The organism is Actinomycetospora sp. CA-101289 (assembly GCF_050955895.1).
Classification (GTDB): domain Bacteria; phylum Actinomycetota; class Actinomycetes; order Mycobacteriales; family Pseudonocardiaceae; genus Actinomycetospora.
This window is the reverse complement of the sequence record NZ_CP192093.1, coordinates 3,786,898-3,812,401: the sequence shown is the minus strand read 5'-3', so window position 1 is coordinate 3,812,401 and position 25,504 is coordinate 3,786,898. Positions and strand designations below refer to the sequence as shown.

Sequence of the window (25,504 nt, the reverse complement as noted above, 5' to 3'; positions counted from 1 at the left end):
TTCGTCGTCGTCGTCGTCGCGGTCGGTGGACACACGGCGTCCCCGGACCCAACCAGGGGTGACGGCCGGAGGAGAAGCGCCGCGCCCGCAGTGGCGTCCGACGGCCGCGGGGGTTCGGCCGGACGGCCACGCGATCGCCGCCGCGTGGCTCACAGGTTCTGGACGTGCTGGAAGCCGAACCGGCCCTTGATGCACAGGTGCCCGTGGGTCACCGAGTGGTCGGCGGGGCTCGTGACGTTGACGATCTGGTTCTCCTGGACGTGCAGCTCGAGGTTGCAGCCGACCCCGCAGAACGAGCAGATCGTGGTGGTCACCGTCTCCTCCTCGGGGTGCCACTCGCCGGCCTCGCGCAGCTCGTACTCGCTGCGGGAGATCAGCGCGCCCGTGGGGCACACGCCGATGCAGTTGCCGCAGTAGACGCACGCCGAGTCCGGCAGCGTGACGTCGTACTCGGTGGCGATGCGGGCGTCGAACCCACGCCCGGCCGCGGTGATCGCGAACGTGAACTGCGCGTCGCTGCCACAGGCGTTGACGCACTTGTAGCAGAGGACGCAGCGCGAGTAGTCGCGCACGTAGAGGTCGTTGTCGACCTTGACCGGCTGGTGCACGGTGGCCGCCGTGGCCCCGTCGGGGGCGTGGTGGTGGCCCGGGTGGCGACGGTCGCGCTCGCCCGCCGCGGCCGGCGCCGCGGGGGGCCCGTAGCGCGCCGTGTCGACGCCGTAGTCGGTCATCCAGCGCTGCACGTCGCTGCTCGCCCGGTCCATGGCCACCGAGGAGCCGAGCAGCTCCAGTACCATCCGCCGGCTGTGGCGGACCTTCTCGGTGTCGGTCTTGACCTCCATCCCGTCCTCGCACTTCCGCGCGCACGACGGGACGAGCGTCCGGGAGCCCTCGACCTCGACCACGCACACCCGGCACGCGTTGATCGGGTCCATGTTCGGCGCCCAGCAGATGGTCGGGGTGTCCGCCTGCGCGGGCGTGCCCTCGTCGTGCAGCGCGTCGAGGATCGTGGCGCCCTCGGGCACCCGGACCTCGCGGCCGTCGAGGCTCAGCGAGACCCGGCGGCGGATCGTCCCGAGCATCACCGCCCCGGTGCTCAGGCGCTCCTCGGGGCCCCGCGCGGGGGCCACCGGGTCGATCACGGTGGGCCCGACGGGCGTGGCCGGGTGGGTGTCGCCGTCGGTGCGCTCGCCGGGCGGGGGCCCGGACGTCCCGGCGCCGGGGACCGCGGCCCCCTCGGCGGCCTCGCTGGCGCCGTCGAGCGGCTGGCCGTCGGGCGGACCCGCCGAGCCGCCGCCGTCGCCGGCCGGCCCCTTGCCCGAGACAGGGTCCGCCGGGGTCTCCGAGCGCCGGGTCTCCGTCATGCCGTGGGCACCCTTCCGCTGTCGTGCTGGCCGTTGGGGGAGCGCGGCCGGTCGAGCAGGCCGAGCTCCAGGGCCGAGGTCACCGCGGCGGGCGCGGTTTGGCCGAGGCCGCAGATCGAGGCGTCGCGCATCACGCGCGCCAGGTCGTCGAGCAGCGCGAGCTCGGTCGCGCGCGAGCCGATCGGCGCGTCGCGCTCGAGCCGCGCCAGCGCCTCCTCCTGGCGCACCGTGCCGACGCGGCAGGGCACGCACTGCCCGCACGACTCGTCGCGGAAGAACGCCGCGATGCGCCGCAGGGTGCCGGTGAGGTCGGCGTGGTCGTCGAACACGAGCACGACGCCGGAGCCCAGCGTCGCCCCGATGTCCCGCGCGCCCTCCAGGGTGAGCACGACGTCGAGGTCCGCGGGCATGACGAACCCGCCCGCCGCCCCGCCGAGCAGCACGGTGCGCAGGTCGCCCCGGAGGCCGCCGGCGAGGTCGAGCAGGTCGCGCAGCGTCGCCCCGAACTCGACCTCGTACACCCCGGGCGTGCCGACGGCGCCGGAGACGCAGAAGAGTTTGGTGCCGGTGGAGCGCCCGCCGCCGACCTCCGCGAACGCCTGCCCGCCGACGTCGAGGACGCCGAGCACGTTGTAGAGCGTCTCGACGTTGTTGATCGCGGTCGGCTTGCCGAACAGCCCGGCCACGCTGGGGAACGGCGGCTTGTTGCGGGGCTCGCCGCGGAAGCCCTCGATGGACTCCAGCATCGCGGTCTCCTCGCCGCAGATGTAGGCCCCGGCGCCGCGGCGCAGCTCGACGTCGAACGTGAAGCCCTCGCCCATGACGTCGGCGCCGAGGAAGCCCCGGGCGCGGGCGGCCGCGATCGCGTTCTCCAGCCGGCGGGTGACCAGCGGGTACTCGCCGCGCAGGTAGAGGTAGCCCACCTCGGCGCCGGTGACGTACCCGGCGATGGTCATCGACTCGATGAGCGCGAACGGGTCGCCCTCCATGAGCACGCGGTCCTTGAACGTGCCCGGCTCGGACTCGTCGGCGTTGCACACCAGGTAGTGCGGGCGCTCGGGGGCGCCGGCGACGCCCTTCCACTTCACGCCCGTGGGGAAGGCGGCACCGCCGCGGCCGGTCAGCGAGGAGTCCTCGAGCTCGGTGATCACACGCGTCGGACCGAGGTCCACCGCGCGGCGCAGCGCGGCGTACCCGCCGTGGGCGCGGTAGTCGTCGAGGCTCGTGGGGTCGACGACGCCGATGCGGCGCATGAGGCGCAGCGGAGCGCCGCCGGGCAGGGTCGCGCCGGGCCCGGTCTGCGGCGCGCTGACGCGGGTGTCGGCGAACGCCGCGTCGGCGTCGTCGGCCAGCGCCGGGTCGTGGGACCGCGTCGCCGCGACCACGTCGTCGGGGCGGGCCGGGGCCTGGCTGAGGTCGGGCTCGGCGACGCGCTGGTGGAGCACCGCGGGGGCGCGCTCGCACAGTCCGAGGCAGGGGCTGCGCACCCAGCAGGCCTCCTGCCCTTCCCCTTCCTCGCCCAGCTCCTCGGTGAGCCGCGCGGCGATCTCCTCGCCGCCGAACGGCCCGCAGGCGACGTCGTCGCAGACGTGCACCACCCGCGGCGGCCGGGGCTCGACGGCGAACATCGCGTAGAACGACGCCACGCCGTAGATCTCTGCGGGCGGCACGGAGAGCGTGACCGCGATGTGGTCCAGCGCGCCGGGGGAGATCCAGCCGACCGCGTCGGACACGGCGTGCAGCACCGGCAGCAGCAGGTGCCGCCGGGCCCGGGCGTCGTGGCCGGCGTGGTGCGAGCGCATCGGCCGGTCGCCGTTGGTCGACAGCGGGGACGGGACGGCGCGGGCGAACGCCGCGTCGATCGTCTCGCGCTCGAGGTCGGTGGGCTGCGCGCCGGAGAGGTGCAGGTCCACGCGTCAGGCCCCCGCCACCGGCATCGGGCGGCTCTGGACCTCGGCCGCGAGCTTCTCGACCCGGATCGCGGTCGCCTTGAACTCCGAGGTCCCCGACTTGGGGTCCCAGGCGTCGTTGGTCAGCACGTTGACGTCGACCTCCTCGGTGAAGTGCGGGGTGAACGACGCGAGGCCCGGCCGCAGCGAGGGATCGATCCCCACCGGCGCCTCCACCGCCCCGCGGCGCGACACCACGCGCACCCGCTCGCCGTCGGCGATGCCGAGGCGGTCGGCGTCCGCGGCGTCGATGCGCAGCGACTCGCGCACGCGCAGCGGGGACGAGTAGCCCCCGGTCTGCACGCCGGAGTTGTAGGCGTCGAGCAGCCGGACCGTGGTGAGGCGGATCGGGTAGTCCTCGTCGAGCGCGTCGACGGGCGCGACGTGCTCCACGGGCGTGAACGGCGCGAGCCGCCCCCGCTCGTCGGGGTCGTCGGACCACAGCCGCGCGTGCATCAGCGGCGTGCCGGGATGGTCCTCCGCCGGGCACGGCCACTGCAGCCCGCCGAGCGCGTCGAGGCGGGCGTAGCTCATGCCGGCGTGCCAGTTGAGCGACACCGAGCGCAGCTCGTCCCACACCTGCTCGGCGGTGGGCTGGCCCCAGTCGTGGCCCATCTCGTTCGCCAGCGCGCTGATGATGAGCGTGTCCGGGCGCGCCTGGCCCGGCGGCTCGATCGCCTTGCGGACGCGCTGGACGCGCCGCTCGGAGTTGGTGACCGTGCCCTCGTACTCGCACCAGTCGGCCGTCGCGGGGAACACGACGTCGGCGAGCTCCGCGGTGGCCGTGCGGAAGATGTCCTGGACGATCAGCGTGTCCAGGCTGCCGAGCAGGTGCCGCGCGTGGGTGGCGTTGGCCTCGGACTCGGCCGGGTTCTCGCCGATGCAGTACAGGGCCTTGAGCTCGCCGCGCTCCATCGCCTCGAACATCTGCGAGAGGTGCATGCCGGGCTCGCGCGGGTAGTCGTCGGTGCCCCACACCTGCGCGTAGCGCGCGCGGGCCTGCTCGTCACCGACGTCGTAGCCGCCGGGCAACTTGGCCGGGATGGCGCCCATGTCGCCGCCGCCCTGGACGTTGTTCTGCCCGCGCAGCGGCACGAGGCCGGAGCCGTAGCGGCCGACGTGCCCGGTGAGCAGCGCCAGGTTGATCAGCGCGAACACGTAGTCGGCGGCGTTGTGGTGCTCGGTGATGCCGAGCGTCCAGCAGATCTGCGCGCGGTCGGCGCGGGCGTAGGCGTGCGCGAGCTTGCGGATCGTCGCGGCGGGCACGCCGGTGATGTCCTCGGCGCGCTCGAGCGTGTAGGGCTCCACGGTGGCGGCGTACTCGTCGAAGCCGGAGGTGGCGCGGTCGACGAACGCCCGGTTGACCAGGCCCGCGTGGATGATCTCGCGGCCGACGGCGTTGGCCAGCGCGATGTCGGTGCCCACGTCGAGCCCGAGCCAGGCGTCGGCCCAGCGCGCCGTGGAGGTGTGCCGCGGGTCGACCGAGTACATCCGGGCGCCGTTGCGCAGGCCCTGCAGCACGTGGTGGAAGAAGATCGGGTGCGTTTCGCGCGCGTTGGAGCCCCACAGCACGAGCAGGTCGGCGTGCTCCGCCTCCACGTAGGCGGAGGTGCCGCCGCCGGCACCGAACACCGTCGTCAGACCGACGACGCTGGGAGCGTGTCAAGTGCGGTTGCAGCTGTCGACGTTGTTGCTGCCCATCACCACCCGCGAGAACTTCTCCGCGGCGTAGTTCATCTCGTTGGTGGCCTTCGAGCAGCTGAACATCCCGAACGCGTCGGCGGGGACGCCGCGCAGCCCGGCCGCGGCGCGGGCGAGCGCCTCGTCCCACGTGGCCGGCCGCAGCTCGCCGTTCTCGCGGACCAGGGGCTCGGTGAGTCGGACGTGCCGGGGCTTGCGCATGGTGTCGACCTCGTATCGCTCGGTGTTGCTGCGGTCACCATCGTAGGTGCCGTTGCGACAGGCGTCACACAAGTGGAACGACGTCGGTGGCGCACAACCATCCGGAGCAGACGGTCTTCACCTGTTTGGAGGCCCGATCGTCCGGGAAAGGACGAGCACCCGGAGTGCAGTGCAGCACCGATCGAGGAGGAGCAGATGGCGGGCAACCCGAGGGTCGAGCAGGTGGTCGAGCAGGTCCGGAGCCTGAACGAGCAGATCGTCAGCCGGGCCCGCCAGGGCGGCGAGGAGTCGCTGCGCGCCTACAAGGAGCTGCTGGAGAACGTCGCCGAGGCCGAGGAGGCCGCCGGCAACCGCACCGCCGAGTGGGTGCAGGCGTTCGCCCGCGCCCAGGCGCAGTTCACCCGCGAGCTCGCCGAGGCCTTCCCGGCGCTGCTGCAGCGCCTGGGCTCGCGCGTGGGCGGGGCGGCCGGCGCCGCCGCCGACCAGGCGCGCCGCGTGCCCGGCGTGGCCACGGCCGAGGGCGAGGCCAAGGGCGCGGTCTCGGTGGAGGACGACCTGCCGATCCAGGGCTACGACGACCTCAACGCCGCCGACGTCGTCGCGAAGCTCGATGGGCTCTCCGACACCGACCTCGGCAAGGTCGACGCCTACGAGCGCCGGACGAAGAACCGCAAGACGGTCCTCGACAAGATTCAGTCTCTCCGCTAGGTGCCTTCGGCAGGTGAGCAGAAATCGGTGCTGGTGCACTGGTTTCTGCTCACCTGCGCATCGCGCACCCTGCGCCATGACCTCCGAGCAGCCTCCCCCGCAGGAACAGACCTACCCCGGCAGCACCGGGGCGATGGACCCCGAGCCGAACGACGAGATGCGCGGCTACGTCGGCCGCGACCTGCTGGCCGGGCGCCGGGCGCTGATCACCGGCGGCGACTCGGGCATCGGGCGCGCCGTGGCGGTCGCCTTCGCCGCGGAGGGCGCCGACGTCGCGATCAGCTACCTCTCCGAGGGCTCCGAGGGTGACGACGCGGCCCACACCCGGGGCCTCGTCGAGGCCAAGGGCCGGCGCTGCGTCCTGCTCCCCGGGGACATCGCCGACCGCGAGCACTGCCGGCGTCTCGTGCAGCAGACCGTCGACGAGCTCGGCGGGCTGGACATCGTGGTCAACAACGCGGCGGTGCAGACGCCGGTGAGCGGCCCCGACGAGCTCTCCGACGAGCAGTGGGAGCGCACCTTCGCCGTCAACGTCTCCAGCTTCTTCTGGATCACCAAGGACGCCCTGCCCCACCTCGGCGAGGGCTCGGCGATCATCAACACCGGGTCGGTCAACGGCCTGCGCGGCAACAAGTCGCTGCTGGACTACTCGGCGGCCAAGGGCGCGGTGCACGCGCTGACCATGTCGCTGTCCCAGCAGCTGCTCCCGCGCGGCATCCGCGTCAACTGCGTGGCACCGGGGCCGGTGTGGACACCACTCATCCCGGCGACGATGCCCGAGGACAAGGTCGACTCGTTCGGGACGCAGGCCCCGATCGGCCGCGCCGCCTCGCCCGACGAGATCGCGCCGTCGTACGTGTTCTTCGCGTCCGACCGGCTCTCGTCGTACTACAGCGGCGAGGTGCTCGCGCCGACCGGCGGCGAAACGCTGCCCGGCTGAGACCACGTCACCGTGTCGGCGGCGCGGCGGGTCGGGTAGCCGCCCGCATGAAGGTCGTCTACGTGTCCTACCCGCCGTCCGACGCTGGCGACGTGCCCGCGAGCGCCGACAACGCGCTCGGCCTGCACGACTTCCTCGCCGAGCGCGGCCACGAGCTCGTCACGACCACCGACACCGGCGAGGGCCTCGACGCCGAGCTCAGCGACGCCGAGGTGCTCATCACGACGCCGTTCTGGCCCGTGTACCTCGACGAGGACCGGGTCTCGAAGGCGTCGAACCTCAAGCTGGTGATCACGGCCGGGATCGGCTCGGACCACACCGACCCCGAGACCGCGCAGCAGCACGGGATCACGGTCGCCGAGGTCACCGGCAGCAACGTCGTCAGCGTCGCCGAGCACAACGTGCTCCAGATCCTCGCGCTCGTCCGCAACTTCGTCCCCGCCCACACCGAGGCCCGTGACGGGGGGTGGGACGTCGCGCGGATCGCCGCCGGATCGCACGACCTCGAGGGCAAGACCGTCGGCATCGTCGGGCTCGGGGCGATCGGCGCGCGCACCGCGCTGCGGCTCAAGGGCTTCGACGTGCGGATGCTCTACTACGCCAACCACCGCCGCTCCGCCGGCGAGGAGGCCTCGCTGGGCGTGCGCTACGCGCGGCTCGACACGCTGGTCGCCGAGTCGGACGTCATCTGCCTGGCGCTGCCGCTGATGGAGGGCAGCCAGGCGCTGTTCGGCCCGGAGCGGCTGAAGGCGATGAAGCCGGGTGCCTGGTTGGTGAACACCGCCCGCGGCGCGATCGTCGACCGCGACGCGCTGGTGGAGGCCCTGGAGTCCGGGCACCTCGCGGGCTACGCGGGGGACACCTGGTACCCCCAGCCCGCCCCGGCCGACCACCCGTGGCGCTCGCTGCCCGAGGGTCGCGAGGCCATGACGATCCACTGTTCGGGCATGACGCTCGAGGCGCAGGACAAGATCGCCGAGGGTGTGCGCGAGATGCTCGAGGCCCACCTCGACGGTCGGCCCCTGGCCGACGACTTCCTCGTCGTCGACCCGTCCGCCTCCTGACACACGTGCGTGATCTTCTGAGCTATAGCTCAGAAGATCACGCACGTGGAGAGCGTCAGGCGGCCACCGGCTCCGCGACCCGGGCCTCGGCCGGGGTCTCGGTGCGGGGGGCCGGGACGTCGGCGGGGGCCACGGTCTTCTCGCGGCCGGTCAGGCGGTCGACGAAGCGCTTGAGCTCGCCGGCCACCGGGAGCGACAGCTTCCAGATGGACCGCGTCGACTGCCAGAACTGCTTCGGGAACGGCCCGGTGGTGTAGGGCAGGTCCCAGCGCTCGCAGACCTCGCGCACCTTCACCGCGATCTCCGGGTACCGGTTCGACGGCAGGTCGGGGAACAGGTGGTGCTCGATCTGGTAGCCGAGGTTGCCGCTCATGAGGTGCATGAGGTTGCCGCCGGTGAAGTTGGCCGAGCCCAGGAGCTGGCGCAGGTACCACTCGCCCCAGGTCTCACCCTCGAGCTCCTCCTCGGTGAACACCTCGGCGCCGTCGGGGAAGTGCCCGCAGAAGATGATCGCGTAGGACCAGACGTTGCGGGCGAAGTTGGCCGTCGCGTTCGCGGCGATGGTCGCCGGGAAGAACGGGCCGGACAGGGCCGGGAAGAACACGTAGTCCTTCAGCGCCTGCTTGCCGGCCTTGCGCCCGATCTGGCGCAGCTTGGCCTTCATCTCCTCGGGGTCGGTGTCCATCTTGGCCGCACCCTCGATGTCGAGGTCGTGCAGCGCGACGCCCCACTGGAACAGGAACATCAGCAGCGCGTTGTAGAGCGGCTGGCCCAGGTAGTAGGGGTGCCACGGCTGGTCGGAGCTGACGCGGAGGATCTCGTACCCGACGTCCTTGTCCTTGCCGATGACGTTCGTGTACGTGTGGTGCAGGTAGTTGTGGGAGTGCTTCCACTGCTCGGCGGGGCAGACGTTGTCCCACTCCCACTGGGCCGAGTGGATCTCCGGATCGTTCATCCAGTCCCACTGGCCGTGCATGACGTTGTGGCCGATCTCCATGTTCTCGATGATCTTGGAGGCGGCCAGGGCGGCGGTCCCGGCGATCCACAGCGGCGGCAGGATGCTGCCCACGAGCGCCACCCGCGCGCCGATCTCCAGCCGGCGCTGCAGGGCGATGACGCCCTTGATGTAGGCCGCGTCGTCCTCGCCGCGCGACGCCTCGACGTCGCGGCGGATCGCGTCGAACTCGCGCCCGATCGCGGCGACGTCCGCGTCGCTCAGGTGCGTGAACTCCTTGACGTCCGAGATGGCCATGACGGTGGTTCCCTCCAGCGGGGGGTGAAGATGTTGTGAGTACCTGAAGTACCCGATACCGACGGTACCGCGTCGATGGCCGCGCGGGGTCGGTGATCGCTGTGTCCCCGCGCACCGCCCGTGAGGTGGCGCCGGTCACCGCGGGTCCGGGTGGGGTCGCCCGTCCCCCGTCGGGACGAGTCGGCGAGGATGCCGTGAGAACTCGGTAACGGAACGGTCACGGCCCGCGATAGGCCGTCACGGAGCGGACCGCGCCGTGCACGGAGCGAGATCGAGCACGGCCGAGCGGGAAGGAGGGGCATGTCGACACCGACCTCGGTGCCGAACGCCCTCGACGACGGGCGGGCCACCATCGAGCCCGGACGCCGGGTGGCGGGGCGCTACCTCCTGCTCGCGCCGGTGGGCCGCGGTGGCTCGGGCTCGGTGTGGCGCGCCCACGACGAGCTGCTCGACCGGGACGTCGCGATCAAGCGCCTGCACGGCGGGCGGGCCCTCGACGCCGCCCGCGCCCGCCAGGTCCGCGACCGGGCGCACCGCGAGGGCCGGGTCGCCGCCCGCCTGCACCACCCGCGGCTGGCCGCGATCTTCGACATGGTCGAGCTCGACGGCGAGATCTGCCTCGTCATGGAGTACGTCGCGGCGCCGTCGCTGGCCGACCTGCTCGACCGCGAGGGGCCGCTGGCGCCCGCGCGGGTCGCCGCCATCGGCGCCCAGATCGCCGAGGGCCTCGCGGCGATGCACGACCGCGGGATCGTCCACCGCGACGTGAAGCCCGCCAACGTCATGATCGGCGGGGACGACGTCGTGACCGTCACCGACTTCGGCATCGCCGTCGTCGACGCCGACCCGGGCACCGCCGACCAGCTCGTGGCCGGGACGCCGCACTTCATGGCCCCGGAGCTCGCGCGCGGCGGCGTCGCCACCGCCGCGGCCGACGTGTTCTCCCTCGGTGCCACGCTCTACACCGCGCTCGAGGGCCGGCCGCCCTCGGGCGGGGGCGGCAACGCCCTCGAGGTGCTCTCCCGCGTCGCCACCGGCGTGGTCCAGCCGACGCAGCGGGCCGGGCACCTGACGCCGCTGCTGCAGACCCTGCTCGACGCCGACCCCGCCCGCCGGCCCGCCGCCGCCGAGGCCGCGCGGCTGCTCGCGGGCGAGGACGAGCTCCCGGCCGTCGTCGACCCCGAGCCCTGCACCGGGCCGATCGCGCTCGCGGCGCGTGCGACCCCGCCCCGCACCCGGCCGGTCACGTCCGCCTCCCCGTCCACCTCCACGTCCGCCGCCGACGCCCGCGGGTGGCGCCCCGGACGCCGGGCGCTCGCGGTGGGTGCCGGGCTGGTCGGCGTGCTCGGCGCGGCCGGCGTCGCCGGGGTGCTCGCCTCACCGGCAGGCACCGTCGAGCCCACACCGATCGCCGCCCCCGAGGCCGGCATCCCCTTGGCCGCCCTGCCCGTCCCCGTGGCCGGACCGCCCGTGATCCCCGCGGCGCCCTCGTCCGCCGCGGCGCGCACCACCTCGCGGACGACGGCGACGTCGACGCCCGTGGAGGAGGTCGCGTCCGAGTCCGGGGCGCGGCGGGACGGCGAGGCGTCGCGCCGGGCCTCGGCGTCGTGGGACCGCTGGGTGGAGCGCTGGCGTGACCAGGCCCGCGCGCGCGACCGCGGTCACGACCGCGACGACCACGGCGCCGGCCGGGCCCACGGGCGCGCCCGCGGCCACGGCCGCTGACACGAGCCCCGGGCTCAGGCGTCCCGGTGGTGCCGGGCGGCGACCGGGGTGTGTCCCAGGTGGCCCTCCCGCCGCGGTGAGCGCGGGGCGGGCACGCGCGGGGCCGGCGTCTCCTCGCGCCGCGGCGCGGGCACCGAGGGCGACAGCGGCCGCCGGACGATCCGGCGGATGCGTGGCTCCTGGATGAGGTGGTCCTCGGCTCGGCCCGGCATGGTGCCCTCCCGTGCGTCCGGCGACGTCGGACGTCCCGCTCGCAAGGCTAGGACCGGCGCAGGAGGCGGCGCTGTACGTCTTTGTGCGTACACGCGCTCCGGCAACCGGGTTCACGCCGGGGTGACCGGCCGGTACGTTCCGGGATCCGGGGCCGCCGGTGCGGACGAGGGGCTCGCACCGGCGAGGGCCCGGTGCGGCCGGACCGCTAAGCCGACGCCCGCAGCACCTCGCACAGCACCAGCGGGTCGGCGTCGACCTCGACCGGCAGCGCCCACCAGTGCGGCGCCCGCCGGCGCGCGGGATCGGCGGTGGCCTCCCACCCCGCGTCCGGCGACCAGCGCAGCGCCCGCACCGCCCGCGGCGGGTCGGCCTCGACGCGCAGGGTGAAGCCGTCGCCGTCGGGCTCGGTGCGCACGTCGTCCGTGTCGAGCAGGTCCAGGGCCGTCGCGACGGCCTCCGCGCACGCCGTGGCGTGGGGGAGCAGCCAGGGCGCCCAGGACGGGCAGGACGGGTCGGACGGAATGGTCACGGTGCTCGCGGTCATGGTCGGTCACCTCCCGGCGGTCCGGGAGGACCGCGTGGTTACCCGCCAGTATCCCGCCGTCCGGCGGTGGTCTCACTCCGGGTCGTTGTGGGTGTGGCCACCCGTCTCGCCGACGCGGTAGGGCGTCGTCACCCCCTCGTAGACGAGGTGCGCCATCAGCCCCTCGGCCGGGTGGGCGAGGTTGTGGCAGTGGTCCATCCACAGGCCGGGGTTGTCGGCGACGAACGCGATGTCATACGTGTGGCCGTCCTGGGCGTCGAGGCTGTCCACCCACCACGGGCTGCCCGTCGCCGGCACGCCGTCGCGGGCGAGCACCACGGCGTGGTGGCCGTGCAGGTGCATCGGGTGCAGGTCGCCGCTGTGGTTGTCGATGCGCATCCGCACGACGTCGCCCTCGCGCACGACGTACATCGGCACGTCGGGCCAGAGGTGGCCGTTCACCGTCCAGTACAGCCCGGGCCAGCCGTCGACGAAGCCGGGGCGGCGGCCGATGACGTAGTCGAAGCGGCGGTCGGCGGCGTCCGGGTCGAACCCGAGCGCGGCGGGCGTGCCGTAGTGCAGCGGGTCGAGCTGGCCGGCGGGCCGTGGCGTCGGGGGCAGCGCCCGGCCGAAGGTGACCGCGGACCCCCCGAGGTCCACGCGCACGCCCGCCCCGTCGGCGGGCAGGTCGATCTCGAGGTCCGCCCGGGCGCCCGCGGTGACCGACAGCGCGTCGGTGGTGGGGGTCGGACCGACGACGTCGACGCCGTCGATCGCTACCAGGCGGTACGGCGCGCCGCCGACCCAGGCCTGGAGCGGCCCGTTGTCGGTGTTGACGACCCGCACGCGCACCCGCGACCCGGGCGCCCCGGGGGCCGCCACGTCGCCGTCGAGCCCGTTGACCGTCCGGCGGCCCTCGTACAGGTGGGCCACGGCCAGCACGTCGCCGGTGGCACCGAGGCCCGCACGGGGGGTGACCACCAGCGCGCCGAACAGCCCGCCGCGCACCTGCGGGTCGGCCACCTGGTGCGAGTGGTACCAGAACGTCCCGGCCTGGTCGGCGCGGAACCGATAGACGAACGAGCCGCCCACGGGCACGGCGTCCTGGGTCACCCCGGCGACGCCGTCGTCGCCCGCGGGCACGTCGTAGCCGTGCCAGTGCAGCGTGACGCCCTCGGGCACGTCCGCGTTGACCAGGCGCACCTGCACCACCTGGCCCTGGACCGCGCGGATCTCCGGCCCGGGCGTGGTGCCGTTGAGGCTGTAGCCCTCGACGACGCGGCCCGAGGGGAGCGTGACCCGGCCGACGCGCGCCTCCAGCGTCACCTCGACGTCGGCGGGCCCCGGCGGCTCGCGCAGGGCGTCGACCGGGGTGCCCATCCCGGCCATGTCGTGCCCGGCGGCGTGCTCCCCGGGCCCGCCGCCGAGGTCCGGCGTGCCCATGTCCATCACCGAGTAGGGCGTGGCCACGAGGCTGTCGGCCCACATCCAGCCGACGGGCACCAGCACCGCGAGCGCGGCGACGACGGCCACCAGGGTCCGTGTCCGGACCCCGGTGCGCCACCGCCGTCGCCTCGCCCGCAGCATCGCGTCAGGTCCCGATCACGCCATCGCGACCGGCTCGCGTGCCGCCGCCCGCGGCGTGGCGGTGAGGCGGGCCGAGAGCACGGCGGTGACGAGGATGGCCAGCGCCAGCGCGCCGTGCAGCATGCCCAGCGACGGCACGGAGTGCGCGAAGATCCCCAGGGCCACCTGCGCGGCGACCATGAGGAACAGGGCCCCGGCGTAGGCCACGCCACGGGGGAGCTTCGCGAAGAACGAGACGAGGAGCAGCAGCAGGGCCACCGCCGGCACGATCATCTGGCCGTTCATGCCGTGCACCATGAAGCCGACGACACCGTCGAACTGGGTGCCCTCGCTCTCGATCGCCGCGGCGTCGAGGACCCCGCCGCTCATGATCCACGCGGTCAGGCCGAAGACGGCCCACGCGATGGCGGCGGCCTGGACGACCACCTCCAGGGCGAGGATCCACGCCAGGACCCGATAGGTCGTACGCACAGCGACCCCCTTCCTGCGGGGTCGACAGGGTTCGGCGCCACGGCGCCGCTCCGCCCCGCGTGATCTGTGGTGGCCGCCGGGGGGTCCCGGCGGAGGCGCTCACTGTAAGTCAGATCAGGAGCAGGAGGCTAGTCCGTAGGAGTGAGTAGTCGATCGATGTCCCGGATGGGGTGACCTTCCGTCACGGTCGGACGAAGGTCAGCGCGATCCGGCCGACCGCGGTGCCCGCCCGCTGCCCCGCGTGGCGTCCCGCGTAGCCCGACGTGACGGCCACGGCGGCGGCGGCCCGTGCGGCCTCGCTGCCGAGCGCGGCGAGCGTCTCGCCCGCGGTCACGAGCGGCGGGTGGCCCGCTTCGAGGCGCTCCGTCGCGGTGCGCAGCACGCGCAGCGACCGCTCCCCGGCGGCGAGGACCTCGCCGACGGTGTCCTCGAGGACCAGTTCGACGTCCTCGCCGATGGTCACCGCGGTCTCGACCAGCTCGTCGACCACGGCGCGGACCAGCGACGACGGCTCCGGCCGGTCGCCCCTGCCCGTGTCGGCGGACCGCGCGACCGCGTCGTCCGCGGGGGGCGGCACGACGGCGAGGCGGCGGGGGGACGGGCGCGGTGGGCTCGGGGGGCTCGACGAGGGGGACACGGAACTCCCGGGACGCGGCGGGGACGGGCTCGGTCCCGCAGGGTGCCCCGGCTCCGGCCGCCGAACCGGGCCGGACCGACCCCGAGGAGACCCCGGACCCGGATCGGGGTCGGGATCCGGGGGGGGACGGGGGTCGGACCCGGAGGTCTGGGGCCGGCGCCGGCGGCAGGCTCGACACCATGACCACACCGCAGTCCACGCCCGCCGCGTCCGTCGCCGACCTCGGCTTCCGCCGCAGCCGCGGCGACCGCTGGATCGCCGGTGTCTGCGGCGGCGTCGCCGCGCGCACCGGCCTCGACCCGAACCTCGTGCGCGTCCTCGCGGTACTCCTGGCCGTGTTCGGGCACCTGGTGGGTCTGATCGCCTACCTGGCCGCGTGGGCACTGGTGCCCGAGGAGGGCGCCGACGGCGTCGCCGCCGGCCCGGTGGCCCCGTCCGCGGAGCCGCCGAGCACGGTCTGACCCCGGCGGACCGGCGCGGGCGGGCGATCTACGCTCGCCCGCGCCGCCACGCCAGGAGGATGCCCGTGCCCCACCCGCCCTTCACCTCGGTGTACCACCAGGGCTTCGTGCGGGTCGCCGCCGCGACGCTGCGCACCACGATCGTCGAGCCCGCCGCCAACGCGGCGTCGCTGCTGTCGGTGGCGCGGCAGTGCCACGACGACGGGGTGGGCGTCGCCGTGTTCCCCGAGCTGACGCTCTCGGGCTACTCGATCGAGGACCTGCTGCTGCAGGACACGCTGCTCGACGCCGTCGTCGACGCCCTGCGCGACGTCGTGTCCGCGTCGGCCGAGCTGACCCCGGTGCTGGTGCTCGGCGCGCCCCTGCGCCACCGCCACCGCATCTACAACTGCGCGGTCGTCGTGCACCGCGGCCGCGTCCTCGGCGTCGTCCCCAAGACCTACCTGCCGAACTACCGCGAGTTCTACGAGCCGCGCCAGATGGCGTCCGGCGCGGGCGAGTCCGGCACGATCCGGTTGCTCGGCGAGGACGTGCCCTTCGGCGCGGACCTGCTCTTCGCGGCGAGCGACGTCGACGGCCTGGTGCTGCACGTCGAGGTCTGCGAGGACATGTTCGTCCCCATCCCGCCGAGCGCCGAGGCGGCGCTGGCCGGGGCCACCGTGCTGGCCAACATCTCGGGCAGCCCCATCACCGTCGGGCGGGCCGACGACCGCCAGCTGCTGGCGAAGTCGGCGTCGGCGCGGTGCTCGGCGGCCTACGTCTACGCCGCGGCGGGCGAGGGGGAGTCGACCACCGAGGTCTCGTGGGACGGCCAGACCAGCATCCACGAGAACGGGGTGCTGCTGGCGGAGACCGAGCGGTTCCCGGACGGCGAGCAGCACGCCGTCGCCGACGTCGACCTGCGCCTGATCCGCTCCGAGCGCCTGCGCATGGGCACGTTCGACGACAACCGGCGCCGCCACGAGCAGGCGTCCGGGACCTCGTTCCGCACCGTCGAGTTCGTCCTCGACCCGCCCACCGGCGACATCGGCTTCCGCCGCGTCGTCGAGCGCTTCCCGTTCGTGCCCAACGACCCCGCCCGTCTCGAGCAGGACTGCTTCGAGGCCTACAACATCCAGGTCTCGGGCCTCCAGCAGCGGATGCGGGCCATCGGCGGACCGAAGATCGTCATCGGGGTGTCGGGCGGGCTCGACTCCACCCACGCGCTGATCGTCGCCGCCCGCGCGATGGACCGCGCCGGGCGCCCCCGCTCCGACATCCTCGCCTTCACGCTGCCCGGGTTCGCGACGGGCGAGCGCACCAAGTCCAACGCGCAGCGCCTGTCCGAGGCCCTGGGCTGCACGTTCGAGACGATCGACATCACCGAGTCGGCGCGGATCATGCTGCGCGAGCTCGGGCACCCGTTCTCCCAGGGCGAGCCCCAGTACGACGTGACGTTCGAGAACGTCCAGGCGGGGCTGCGCACCGACTACCTGTTCCGCGCCGCCAACCAGCGCGGCGGGATCGTGCTGGGCACCGGCGACCTCTCGGAGGCGGCGCTCGGTTGGTCGACCTACGGCGTCGGTGACCAGATGTCGCACTACACGGTCAACGCGGGCGTGCCCAAGACGCTGGTGCAGCACCTCATCCGCTGGGTGATCAGCTCGGAGCAGTTCGAGCAGGACGTCGCCGAGGTGCTCCAGGACGTCCTCGACACCGAGATCAGCCCGGAGCTCGTGCCCGCGGACTCCGACCAGGAGATCCAGTCGAGCCAGGAGAAGATCGGGCCCTACGACCTGCAGGACTTCACCCTCTACTGGGTGCTGCGCCACGGCTTCGTGCCCTCGCGCATCGCGTTCCTGTCCTGGCACGCGTGGCACGACCTCGACGCCGGCCACTGGCCCCCGGGCTACCCCGAGGGCGACCGGGCGGCCTACGACCTCGCCGAGATCCGGCGGTGGCTGCAGGTGTTCACGCAGCGGTTCTTCGGGTTCGCACAGTTCAAGCGCTCGGCGCAGCCCAACGGGCCGAAGGTCGTCCACGGCGGCTCGCTCTCGCCCCGCGGCGACTGGCGTGCCCCGTCGGACTCGTCGGCGACGATCTGGCTGCAGGAGATCGAGGACCACGTCCCGGAGTCCTGACGGTCAGCCCGCGGCGCGCTTGGCCCGGTCGTCGGGGAACCAGCCGCGCGCGACCACCGCGTCCGACCACCCGTCGAGCGTGGTGACGAGGGGCTCGAGCGCGGTGCCGAGGGCCTCGACCACCGGCCGCTGCGCGCGGTCGGTGGCCTCCTCGACGCCGTCGCGCACCCGCCGGCCCTGGTCGGACAGGGCGCCGCCGTCGAGCAGCCCGCGCTCGCGCAGGCGCGCGACCGCGCCCTCCATCGCGTCCGGGGACCAGCCGCGCGTCGCGGTGTACTCGAGCAGGCCGTAGCCGACCCACAGCTCGGTGAGCACGTTGACCTCGATCGCGTCCAGCCCGGCGGCGACGCAGGCGCCGAGGTGGGAGTCGCCGCGGTGCTCGCGCAGCAGGCTCGTCGCGTGCCACAGACGTGCGTGCGGATCGGCGGGCCAGGGCAGGGCGGCCTGCCCGGCGAACAGCGGGCGGCCCAGCACGCCGGCCCCGGTCAGCGCCGAGCGCAGCGTGCCGACGACCGCCTCGACGTCGTCGGTGTCGACGCCGTCGAGGGCGTCGTGCAGGGCCCGCGCGCCCGCCCGCACCCGGGCGTCGCGCAGCTCGGCGACCGACCGCGCCGCGCGCGCCCGCGCCCACAGGTCCTGGAGGAAGCCGGGCGCGAACACCCCGAACGTCGCCGCCACCACCGCGCCCTCGACGTCGCCGAGCACCGAGGCGCGGCCGCCGACGTAGCCCGCGAGGAAGTCGAGCCCGGCCGCCTCGCGCTCGCGGGCGGCGGCGTCGCTCCACACGGTGACCATCGCGAGGGGCTCGATCGCGCCGCGCAGCCGGCGGGCCGGGGAGACGTCGGTGTCCACGGGGCGGATCGTCGTCGCGCGGGGGTGGCCCGTCCAATCGGTGCCCCTCCCGTCCTGCCCGTCCCGTCCACCGGAACCCGGCCTCGACGCGCACCGGCCCGGTCTGATCTTCTGACCTCGCCGGGTCGGGCGACCGTCGGGCGACGAGGAGGACGTGTGGGCGAGGTCGATCTCGCGGCGGCGACGGCCGACTGGTCGCCCGCGCCGGAGTCGACGACGGGCGGGACGACGGCCTGGGCGGTGGCCGCGTTCTCCGGCCTGCTCGACCTGCCGCCGGTCGCCGGCGAGGGCGAGGAGCTGCCGCCCTTCTGGCACTGGTTCGGCTTCCTCGACCACCCGCGCCAGGACGAGCTCGGCGACGACGGCCACCCCGCGGCGGGCACGTTCCTGCCGCCGGTGCCGCACCGACGCCGCATGATCGCGGGCGGACGCCTCGAGGTGCGCGCGCCGATGCGCGTGGGGGAGACGCTGCGCCGCACCACGTCGCTCGCCGGCCGGGACGTCAAGCACGGACGCAGCGGCGCGATGCTGCTGGTGACCCTGCGCCACGAGTTCGCGCGTGATGACGACGTGCTCGTCGTCGAGGAGCAGGACATCGTCTACCGCTCGCAGCCCCCCGGCAGCGCCCGCGGCATCGCCGCCCCCGAAGCTCCCGGCGAGGCGCCGGAGCCGGGTCCGGAGGCCGTGGAGCTCGCCACCTCGGAGACGCTGCTCTTCCGCTTCAGCGCGCTGACCCACAACCCGCACCGCATCCACTACGACGCCCCGTACACCACGGGCGTGGAGGGCTACCCGGGTCTCGTCGTGCACGGCCCGCTGCTCGCGCTCATGCTGGCCGAGATTCCCCGCCGACACCGTGCCGGTCGGGGCCTCGCCCGGTGCGACTACCGCCTCGCGCGGCCGGTGTTCGTGGGGGCGCGGGTCCGCGCCGACCACCTCGCCGACCCCGCCCCGTCCGACGCCACCGACGACGCTGCCGCCGCCCTCCGGGTCGCGTGCGGCGTCCCCGGGGCGCCTCCCTCGATCACCGCCACGATCACCCTCGACCCCCAGGAGCACCGGCGATGACCATCACCCCGTCCCGTTCAGGTTCGATCTTCGGCCACTCGGTCAAGCGCACCGAGGACCAGGGCCTGATCACCGGCGCCGAGAAGTACACCGGGGACCTGCCGGTCGAGGGCTCGTACCACGTGGTCTTCGTGCGCTCGCCCATCGCGCACGGCACGCTGAACTCGATCGACGTCGAGGAGGCCCGCTCGCGTCCGGGCGTCGTGGGGGTCTACACCGACGGCGACCTCGAGATCGCGGACCGCCCCGGCCTGCCCGGCGTCGTCCCCGAGATCATGTCGCGCCCGCCGCTGGCCCGCGGCCGGGTGCGCTTCGTCGGCGACATCGTCGCGGCCGTGGTCGCCGAGACCGCGGGCCAGGCGCTCGACGCCGCCGAGTCGGTGTTCCCCGACATCGACCCGCTGCCCCCGGTCGTCGGCATCGAGGAGGCGCAGGCCGACGGCGGCCCGCTGGTGTACGAGGAGCACGGCTCCAACGTCATCGCGGGCGCCGGCACCGGCGCGGTCGAGGGCATCTTCGACAGCGCCGACGTCGTGGTGAAGGAGCGCTTCTACAACCAGCGCCTCGCGGGCGTCCCGATGGAGCCCAACGCCTGCGTCGCGGTGCCCGGCGAGCCCCACGGCGGCGTCACGCTGTGGCTCTCGGTGCAGACCCCGCACGGCGCCCGGGACGCGCTGGCCGGCGACCTCGGCCTCGACGCCGAGCAGGTCCGTGTCATCGCCCCGCGCGTCGGCGGCGGCTTCGGTCCGAAGGCCACCGCGTACCCCGAGTACTCGATCGCCGCGCGCGCCGCGATGGTACTCGGGCACCCCGTGCGCTGGACCGAGACGCGCTCGGAGAACATGCTCTCGATGGTGCACGGCCGCGCGCAGGTGCAGGACATCGAGCTCGGCGTGCGCAACGACGGCCGCATCGTCGGCCTGCGCGGCACGGTGGTCGGCGACGGCGGGGCCTACCCGTCGGTCGGCACGATCCTGCCGAGCCTCACGCAGCTGATGGCCCAGGGCGTCTACGACATCCCCGCCATCGACTTCACGTGGAGCTGCGTCACCACCAACACCACGACCACCGGCGCGTACCGCGGCGCCGGGCGCCCGGAGGCCACGCAGCTCCTCGAGCGCATCATCGACATCGCCGCCGACGAGATCGGCGTCGACCCGCTCGAGATGCGCCGCATGAACTTCCTGCAGCCCGACGCGTTCCCGATGACCAGCCTCACCGGCGCCGAGTACGACAACGCCGAGCACGAGAAGGCGCTCGACGCGGTCAAGGTCGCGGCGGGTTACGACGACCTGCGCGCCGAGCAGGAGCGCCGGCGCGCCGAGGGCAGCCACACCGCCCTGGGCATCGGCGTCGCCTCGTACGTCGAGGTCACCGCCCCGCTCGGCCTCGACGGCGAGTTCGGCTCCGCGCAGGCGCACCCCGACGGCACGTTCACCGTCATGGCCGGCACGAGCGCGCACGGCCAGGGCCACGAGACCGCCTACGCGCAGCTCGCGGCGGGCGTGCTCGGGGTGCCGATGGAGAAGATCAAGGTCGTCCAGTCCGACACCGCGCTGGTGCGCAGCGGCGCGGGCACGCTGGGTTCGCGGTCGCTGCAGACCGGCGGCAGCGCGATCCACAACGCCTCCGAGCAGCTCGTCGCCCGCGCCCGCGAGATCGCCGCGCACCTGCTCGAGGCGTCCGTCGACGACATAGAGCAGACCGACGGCGGCTTCGGCGTGCGGGGCATCGCTGACCGCGAGATCACCTGGTCGCAGGTGGCCACGGCGGCCGAGGACGGCTCGGGCTCCGAGAGCGGGGAGGTCGGCCCGCTGATCCAGGAGCTGGACTTCAAGCAGGGCCAGTCGAGCTTCCCGTTCGGCTCGCACATCGCGGTGGTCGAGGTCGACCTGGACACCGGCATGGTGCGCCAGCGCCGTCACGTCGCCGTCGACGACGCGGGCCGCATCCTCAACCCGATGCTCGTCGCCGGCCAGCAGCACGGCGGCATCGCGCAGGGCATCTCCCAGGCGCTCTTCGAGCGGGTGACGTTCGACGAGGACGGCAACCCGACCTCGGGCAACCTCGCCTCGTACGTCATCCCGTCGGCGGCCGACCTCTGCTCGTTCGAGGTGTCGAACACCGAGACCCCGACCCACCTCAACCCCATCGGCGCCAAGGGCATCGGGGAGTCGGGGACGATCGGGTCGACGCCGGCGGTGCACAACGCGGTGATCGACGCGCTGTCGCACCTCGGCGTGCGGCACATCGACATGCCGCTGACCCCGGAGGCGGTGTGGCGCGCGATCCAGGGCGCGTCCGCCGAGGACCCGGCCAAGCGCCAGGCCGCGGGCCCGGAGTACGCGGGCGAGCCGGCGTCGCAGCACTGACCCTTCCACGTGCGTGATCTTCTGAGCTATAGCTCAGAAGATCACGCACGTAGGCTGCGGCGATGGTCGAGTGGCTGGCTCACGCTCCGCTGCCCCTGCTGGCGGCGGTGGTGTTCCTCGCGCTCTACCTCGCCGCGGCGCTGGTGCTCGTCGTGCTGCGGACGGTGAGCCGGCTCGGGCACGCCGAGACCCTCGGTCCGCTGAGCCCCGGCATCCTCGCCCCGATGGGCCTGATCTTCGGCCTGCTCGTCGGCTTCCTCGTCGCCGACGTGTGGTCCGACCAGGGCGACGCCTCCGCCGCGACCAGCCGCGAGGCGAGCGCCCTGCGCGACGTCGACCTCCTCATGGCGACGTTCCCCGCCGAGCACGAGCGGGTGCAGGCGCTGCTCCGCGAGCAGATCGACGACTACGTCGACGACGAGTGGGCGCAGATGGGCGACGGCGGGGCGACGCTCTCGGTCGCGCCCGCCGGCCTCGTCGCCGTGCAGCGGATCGCGCTGGACCTGCCCGTGGCGACCGAGGGCCAGCGGGTCGCCCAGGAACACGTGGTCGACGCGGTCGACCGGGCGCTGGAGGCCCGGCGCACCCGCCTGGTGCTCAGCACGTCGGCGATCGACCCGCTGCGCCTCGGCGCGCTCTACCTCGTCGCCGTGGTCACCCTCGCCGCGACCGGCTGCGTCCAGGCCGACCGCCTGCGCCGCGCGGCCGTCGCGACGGGCCTGCTCGCCACCGCGATGGCGCTGGCGATGACCCTGCTGTGTGCCCAGGCCGCGCCGTTCGCGGGGTACTTCGCGATCTCGCCCGAGCTGCTCCTCCAGGTGCGCCCCACGTGAGCGATCCTGGGGCCTATAGGCCCCAAGATCGCTCACGTGGGGCTCAGCCGGGGAGCACCCAGCCGACCGGGTCGGCGAGGCGCTCGGCGTCGTCGGGACCCCAGGTGCCGGGCGCGTAGGACTCGGGGCGGTCGTGGTCGTCGAGCACCGCGGCGGCCGCCGTCCACACCTCCTCGAGCCCGTCGGGGCGGGTGAACAGCGCGCGGTCGCCGACCAGCACGTCGTGGATCAGCCGCGTGTACGGCGGCAGCGGGTCGCCGCCGGACAGGCCGTCGAGCGGGATCTGCGTCCACGTCGAGCCCAGCTCCATCGACGCGCCCGGGGTCTTGACGTTCATCGACAGCGCCAGCGCGCCGTCGCCGGCGAGGTCGAAGCACAGCACGTTGCCCCGGTGCGGCAGCCCGTCGGCGGGCACCGGCGTGTTCTCCGGGTCGCGGAACACCAGGTTGACCTTCTGGTGGCTCTCGGCCATCCGCTTGCCGGTGCGCAGCAGGAAAGGCACCCCGCGCCAGCGGTCGCTGTCGATCCACAGCCGGGCCGCGACGAACGTCTCCGTGGTCGAGTCGGCCGCGACGTGGTCGATGTCCAGGTAGCCGTCGAACTGCCCGCGGACCACCTCGTCGCGGTCGAGGGGCCGGAACGCGCGCACGGCCGCGGCCCGGGCCTCGGCGACGTCGTCGGCGGCGAGCGAGGCGGGCGGCTCCATGGCCACCTCGGCGGCGACCTGGAACAGGTGGGTGACGAGCATGTCGAGCACCGCGCCGGTGGCGTCGTAGAACTGCGCGCGGTCGCTGACGTCGAGGGTCTCGGGCACGTCGATCTGGACGGCGGCGACGTGGTGGCGGTCCCACGAGCTGCCGAACAGGCCGTTCGCGAAGCGCAGCGCCCGCAGCTCCTGGGTCGCCTCCTTGCCGAGGAAGTGGTCGATGCGGAACACCTGGGACTCGTCGAGCACCTGGTGCACGACCTCGTCGAGGGACTTGAAGCTCTCCAGCGACGTGCCGAACGGCTTCTCGTAGACGACGCGGGCGCCCTCGGCGAGGCCGTGCGCCCCGATCGCGCGGGTGTAGTCGGCGAACGCCTGCGGCGGCAGGCCGAGGTAGTGCACGAGCCGGGCGTCCGTTCCGACGGCGTCGCGGGCCTCGCCGATCCGATCGAGGAGCTCGCCCGGGTCGTCGGCGGTGAAGCCGCCGCCGGCGAAGAGCAGCCGCTCCGCGAACGCGTCCCACGGCCCGTCGGCGGGCTTGACCGCGCCGAACTCGTCGACCGCGGCGTGCACGTCGTCGCGGAACTCGTCGTCGGTCTTGCTGCGGCGCCCGCTGCCGATCAGGCGCCACTCCGCGGGCAGCAGGCCCTCTTGCGCGAGACGGAAGAACGACGGCAGCACCAGGCGCTTGGCCAGGTCGCCGGTCGCCCCGAACAGGACGAAGACGATGGGGTCGGGTGCTTCGGGTGCGGCCACGCGCGCAACGTATCCCCGCGCCGCGCGCCCGACACCAGCGACGGCCGGTCAGCTCCGGGACGCCGCCAGCTCCCGGGCTTCCTCCTCGGTCGAGACGGCGGGGTTGGACCCCGGCAGGGGCTTGCCGGCCGGGTCGCGGAGCTTGACCAGGACCGCGGCCCCGGCGATCGCGAAGATGATCAGGTAGACCGCGGGCCAGTACGCCCACCCCGTGCCCAGCACGACCGCCGTCATGATCAGCGACGTCGTCCCGGCGAAGGCCGACACGAAGATGTTGAACGAGATCGACAGGCCGCCGTAGCGGATCTCGGTGGGGAACAGCGCCGGCAGGGTCGACGGGCAGGTGCCCGAGAAGCAGATGAGCAGCGCGGCCATGACGGCGAGCCCGAGGGCCACGAGCGGCACCGACCCGCTCTTGAGCACCAGGATCATCGGGAAGGCGAGCACGATCGTGCCGATCGCCCCCGCCCACAGGATCGGCTTGCGCCCGACTCGATCGGAGAGGCGCCCGACGAACGGGATGACGAGCACGGCGATCCAGAGCACGCCGATCTGCAGGATCTGCGAGGTCGTGCTGTCGATGGCGACGCCGCCGACGTCCTGGACGTTCTCCTCGAGGTAGGTCGGCATGTAGCTGGTGAGCATGTAGTTGGGCACGTTCCAGGCCACGACGAGCCCGCCCGCGGTGAGCATCGCGGGCCAGTAGTCGGTGAACAGCTTCTTGATGCCGGCCCCGGCCTGGGTGCCCTCGCGCTCCTCGGACTCCGAGAGCAGCGTCTGGAAGGCCGGCGTCTCCTCGAGCTTCACGCGCAGGTAGACCCCGACGATGCCCAGCGGCAGGGCGATGAAGAACGGGATGCGCCAGGCCCAGGTGGACGCGAACTCGGGGGTGGACACGAGCGGGATGACCGTCGCGACGGTGGCGCCGAGCGCGTACCCGATGAACGTCCCGCACTCGAGGAAACTGCCGAAGAACCCGCGTCGGCGGTCGGGGGAGTACTCGGCGATGAACGTCATCGCGCCCGCGTACTCGCCGCCGGTGGAGAAGCCCTGCACGACGCGGCAGACCACCAGCAGGATCGGCGCCCAGATGCCGATCGCCGAGTAGGGCGGGATGAAGCCGAGCAGGAACGTGCCGATCGCCATCATGATGACGGTGATCGACAGGACCTTGGTGCGGCCGATGCGGTCGCCCAGCGGGCCGAAGAACAGGCCGCCGAGCGGGCGGACCAGGAACGACACCGCGAACCCGGCGAACACCCCGACCTGCGCGAGCGCGGGGTTGTCGGGCGGGAAGAACTGCTCCTCGATGGTGGTCGCCAGGTAGGCGTAGACGCCGAAGTCGAACCACTCGGTGATGTTGCCGACCGCGGCCGCGCCGACGGCGCGCTTCATGGTCGCGGTGTCGGTGACGGTCACGCCCGCGGGCGTTCCCTCCCCGCTCGCATCGGTCTGAGTCATCTCGTCCCCGCTCGTCCGATTCGACCGGAACAGCCCGGAAAGTCGTTAACGCCCGTTTACTTCGCCCGCTCCGGAGACACTACTGCGCAGGTCGCGGACACACACCCCGAACACGGGCGGTCGCTGTGAGTGGGATCATCCGGTCCAGAGGCTCCGCGATGGAACACACCCCGAGATCGACGCGTCCTAGGGATGGGTGCAGACAGCACCCACCGATTCGCAAGCGTTCGCGCCCATGTCGGGTCAGCGGGACCCGGTCGCCGGGGCCGGCGCGTGCAGGTGGTGAGGAGGAGCCGTCATGGCGGCAGTGTTCATGGGCATGATCGTGAGTGCGGGAGCGGGCGTCGGGGCGGCCACCGCCCTCGTCCGGTACGCGCAGCGCAACTGGGCCCGGCGCCCGGCGACCGCCGAGGCCTGATCCCCGGTGTCAGTGAAGTGCCTTTCCTGACGTCCGACGTCCGTATCGGTACTTCGATCACCGCACAGAACGAGAACCACGAACGGGCCGTCCCGCACACCGCGGGGCGGCCCGTTCGTCGT

Annotated in this window: 21 protein-coding genes; 9 read left to right on the top strand and 12 right to left on the bottom strand. The window is 73.7% G+C overall.

The features are described from left to right. Positions 1–149: 149 nt before the first annotated feature. Genes ACQPX6_RS18975 through ACQPX6_RS18965 form a run of 3 tightly spaced genes read right to left on the bottom strand, consistent with a single transcriptional unit; the run spans position 150 to position 5,215 of the window. A complete protein-coding gene (locus tag ACQPX6_RS18975) occupies positions 150–1,364 on the bottom strand; it encodes a 2Fe-2S iron-sulfur cluster-binding protein (RefSeq protein ID WP_433781985.1) in 1,215 nt (404 codons plus the stop codon). Then, positions 1,361–3,277: an NAD(P)H-dependent oxidoreductase subunit E gene (locus tag ACQPX6_RS18970; RefSeq protein WP_433781984.1), complete on the bottom strand. Its 1,917-nt coding sequence runs from the start codon at positions 3,275–3,277 to the stop codon at positions 1,361–1,363. Before ACQPX6_RS18970 ends, ACQPX6_RS18975 begins: the two co-directional genes overlap by 4 nt. A gap of 3 nt (positions 3,278–3,280) precedes the next feature. Continuing rightward, positions 3,281–5,215, bottom strand: coding sequence for a molybdopterin oxidoreductase family protein (locus ACQPX6_RS18965; RefSeq protein WP_433781983.1), 1,935 nt, complete (start codon positions 5,213–5,215; stop codon positions 3,281–3,283). A 195-nt stretch (positions 5,216–5,410) separates the two neighbouring features. On the opposite strand from ACQPX6_RS18965, the gene ACQPX6_RS18960 reads away from it, so the two are divergent. The 3 genes from ACQPX6_RS18960 (at position 5,411) to ACQPX6_RS18950 (ending at position 7,927) form a co-directional block, all read left to right on the top strand. Beyond that, a complete protein-coding gene (locus ACQPX6_RS18960; protein WP_433781982.1) occupies positions 5,411–5,923 on the top strand; it encodes a hypothetical protein in 513 nt (170 codons plus the stop codon). 76 nt (positions 5,924–5,999) lie between these two features. Then, on the top strand, positions 6,000–6,863 hold the full coding sequence (locus ACQPX6_RS18955; protein WP_433781981.1) for an SDR family oxidoreductase: 864 nt from the start codon (positions 6,000–6,002) through the stop codon (positions 6,861–6,863). 47 nt (positions 6,864–6,910) lie between these two features. Next, a complete protein-coding gene (locus tag ACQPX6_RS18950; protein ID WP_433781980.1) occupies positions 6,911–7,927 on the top strand; it encodes an NAD-dependent formate dehydrogenase in 1,017 nt (338 codons plus the stop codon). 55 nt (positions 7,928–7,982) lie between these two features. Here the strand turns inward: ACQPX6_RS18950 and ACQPX6_RS18945 are convergent, their stop codons facing one another. After that, positions 7,983–9,179, bottom strand: a complete 1,197-nt coding sequence (locus ACQPX6_RS18945; RefSeq protein WP_433781978.1) for a fatty acid desaturase family protein — start codon at positions 9,177–9,179, stop codon at positions 7,983–7,985. A 300-nt stretch (positions 9,180–9,479) separates the two neighbouring features. Here ACQPX6_RS18945 and ACQPX6_RS18940 point away from each other — a divergent pair, with 300 nt between their 5' ends. Continuing rightward, positions 9,480–10,904, top strand: coding sequence for a serine/threonine-protein kinase (locus ACQPX6_RS18940; RefSeq protein WP_433781976.1), 1,425 nt, complete (start codon positions 9,480–9,482; stop codon positions 10,902–10,904). A gap of 14 nt (positions 10,905–10,918) precedes the next feature. On the opposite strand, the gene ACQPX6_RS18935 is transcribed toward ACQPX6_RS18940, so the two are convergent. The 5 genes from ACQPX6_RS18935 to ACQPX6_RS18915 all read right to left on the bottom strand — a co-directional run bounded on the left by ACQPX6_RS18935 (position 10,919) and on the right by ACQPX6_RS18915 (position 14,275). Next, on the bottom strand, positions 10,919–11,116 hold the full coding sequence (locus tag ACQPX6_RS18935) for a hypothetical protein (protein ID WP_433781974.1): 198 nt from the start codon (positions 11,114–11,116) through the stop codon (positions 10,919–10,921). Positions 11,117–11,322: 206 nt separating this feature from the next. Next, the gene (locus tag ACQPX6_RS18930; protein ID WP_433781972.1) at positions 11,323–11,661 is read right to left on the bottom strand and encodes a hypothetical protein; all 339 of its coding nucleotides are present in this window, start codon (positions 11,659–11,661) and stop codon (positions 11,323–11,325) included. A gap of 72 nt (positions 11,662–11,733) precedes the next feature. Then, a complete protein-coding gene (locus ACQPX6_RS18925; protein ID WP_433781971.1) occupies positions 11,734–13,173 on the bottom strand; it encodes a multicopper oxidase family protein in 1,440 nt (479 codons plus the stop codon). 69 nt (positions 13,174–13,242) lie between these two features. Further along, complete coding sequence (locus tag ACQPX6_RS18920; RefSeq protein WP_433781969.1) at positions 13,243–13,698, bottom strand: hypothetical protein; 456 nt, start codon at positions 13,696–13,698, stop codon at positions 13,243–13,245. A gap of 181 nt (positions 13,699–13,879) precedes the next feature. Further along, the gene (locus tag ACQPX6_RS18915; protein ID WP_433781968.1) at positions 13,880–14,275 is read right to left on the bottom strand and encodes a hypothetical protein; all 396 of its coding nucleotides are present in this window, start codon (positions 14,273–14,275) and stop codon (positions 13,880–13,882) included. A gap of 239 nt (positions 14,276–14,514) precedes the next feature. On the opposite strand from ACQPX6_RS18915, the gene ACQPX6_RS18910 reads away from it, so the two are divergent. Then, positions 14,515–14,796 carry a PspC domain-containing protein gene (locus tag ACQPX6_RS18910; RefSeq protein ID WP_433781967.1) on the top strand — a complete coding sequence of 94 codons (282 nt, stop codon included), beginning with the start codon at positions 14,515–14,517 and terminating at the stop codon, positions 14,794–14,796. Between the two features lie 65 nt (positions 14,797–14,861). Beyond that, a complete protein-coding gene (locus tag ACQPX6_RS18905) occupies positions 14,862–16,916 on the top strand; it encodes an NAD(+) synthase (protein WP_433781966.1) in 2,055 nt (684 codons plus the stop codon). Positions 16,917–16,919: 3 nt separating this feature from the next. Here ACQPX6_RS18905 and ACQPX6_RS18900 read toward each other — a convergent pair whose 3' ends face one another. After that, entirely contained in the window at positions 16,920–17,768 is an 849-nt protein-coding gene (locus ACQPX6_RS18900; protein WP_433781964.1) for an SCO6745 family protein, read from the bottom strand. A 156-nt stretch (positions 17,769–17,924) separates the two neighbouring features. Between ACQPX6_RS18900 and ACQPX6_RS18895 the strand changes: the two genes are divergently transcribed. From ACQPX6_RS18895 to ACQPX6_RS18885, 3 genes are all read left to right on the top strand, one after another. Continuing rightward, positions 17,925–18,836 (top strand): FAS1-like dehydratase domain-containing protein, encoded by a 912-nt coding sequence (locus ACQPX6_RS18895; protein WP_433781962.1) that lies wholly within the window; start codon positions 17,925–17,927, stop codon positions 18,834–18,836. Beyond that, complete coding sequence (locus tag ACQPX6_RS18890; protein ID WP_433781961.1) at positions 18,833–21,208, top strand: xanthine dehydrogenase family protein molybdopterin-binding subunit; 2,376 nt, start codon at positions 18,833–18,835, stop codon at positions 21,206–21,208. Before ACQPX6_RS18895 ends, ACQPX6_RS18890 begins: the two co-directional genes overlap by 4 nt. A gap of 62 nt (positions 21,209–21,270) precedes the next feature. Continuing rightward, positions 21,271–22,041, top strand: a complete 771-nt coding sequence (locus tag ACQPX6_RS18885) for a hypothetical protein (protein WP_433781960.1) — start codon at positions 21,271–21,273, stop codon at positions 22,039–22,041. A gap of 43 nt (positions 22,042–22,084) precedes the next feature. Here the strand turns inward: ACQPX6_RS18885 and ACQPX6_RS18880 are convergent, their stop codons facing one another. Both ACQPX6_RS18880 and ACQPX6_RS18875 read right to left on the bottom strand, forming a co-directional pair. Then, the gene (locus tag ACQPX6_RS18880; RefSeq protein ID WP_433781959.1) at positions 22,085–23,503 is read right to left on the bottom strand and encodes a glucose-6-phosphate dehydrogenase; all 1,419 of its coding nucleotides are present in this window, start codon (positions 23,501–23,503) and stop codon (positions 22,085–22,087) included. A gap of 48 nt (positions 23,504–23,551) precedes the next feature. Next, positions 23,552–24,964, bottom strand: coding sequence for an MFS transporter (locus ACQPX6_RS18875; RefSeq protein ID WP_433781958.1), 1,413 nt, complete (start codon positions 24,962–24,964; stop codon positions 23,552–23,554). Between the last annotated feature and the right edge of the window lie 540 nt (positions 24,965–25,504).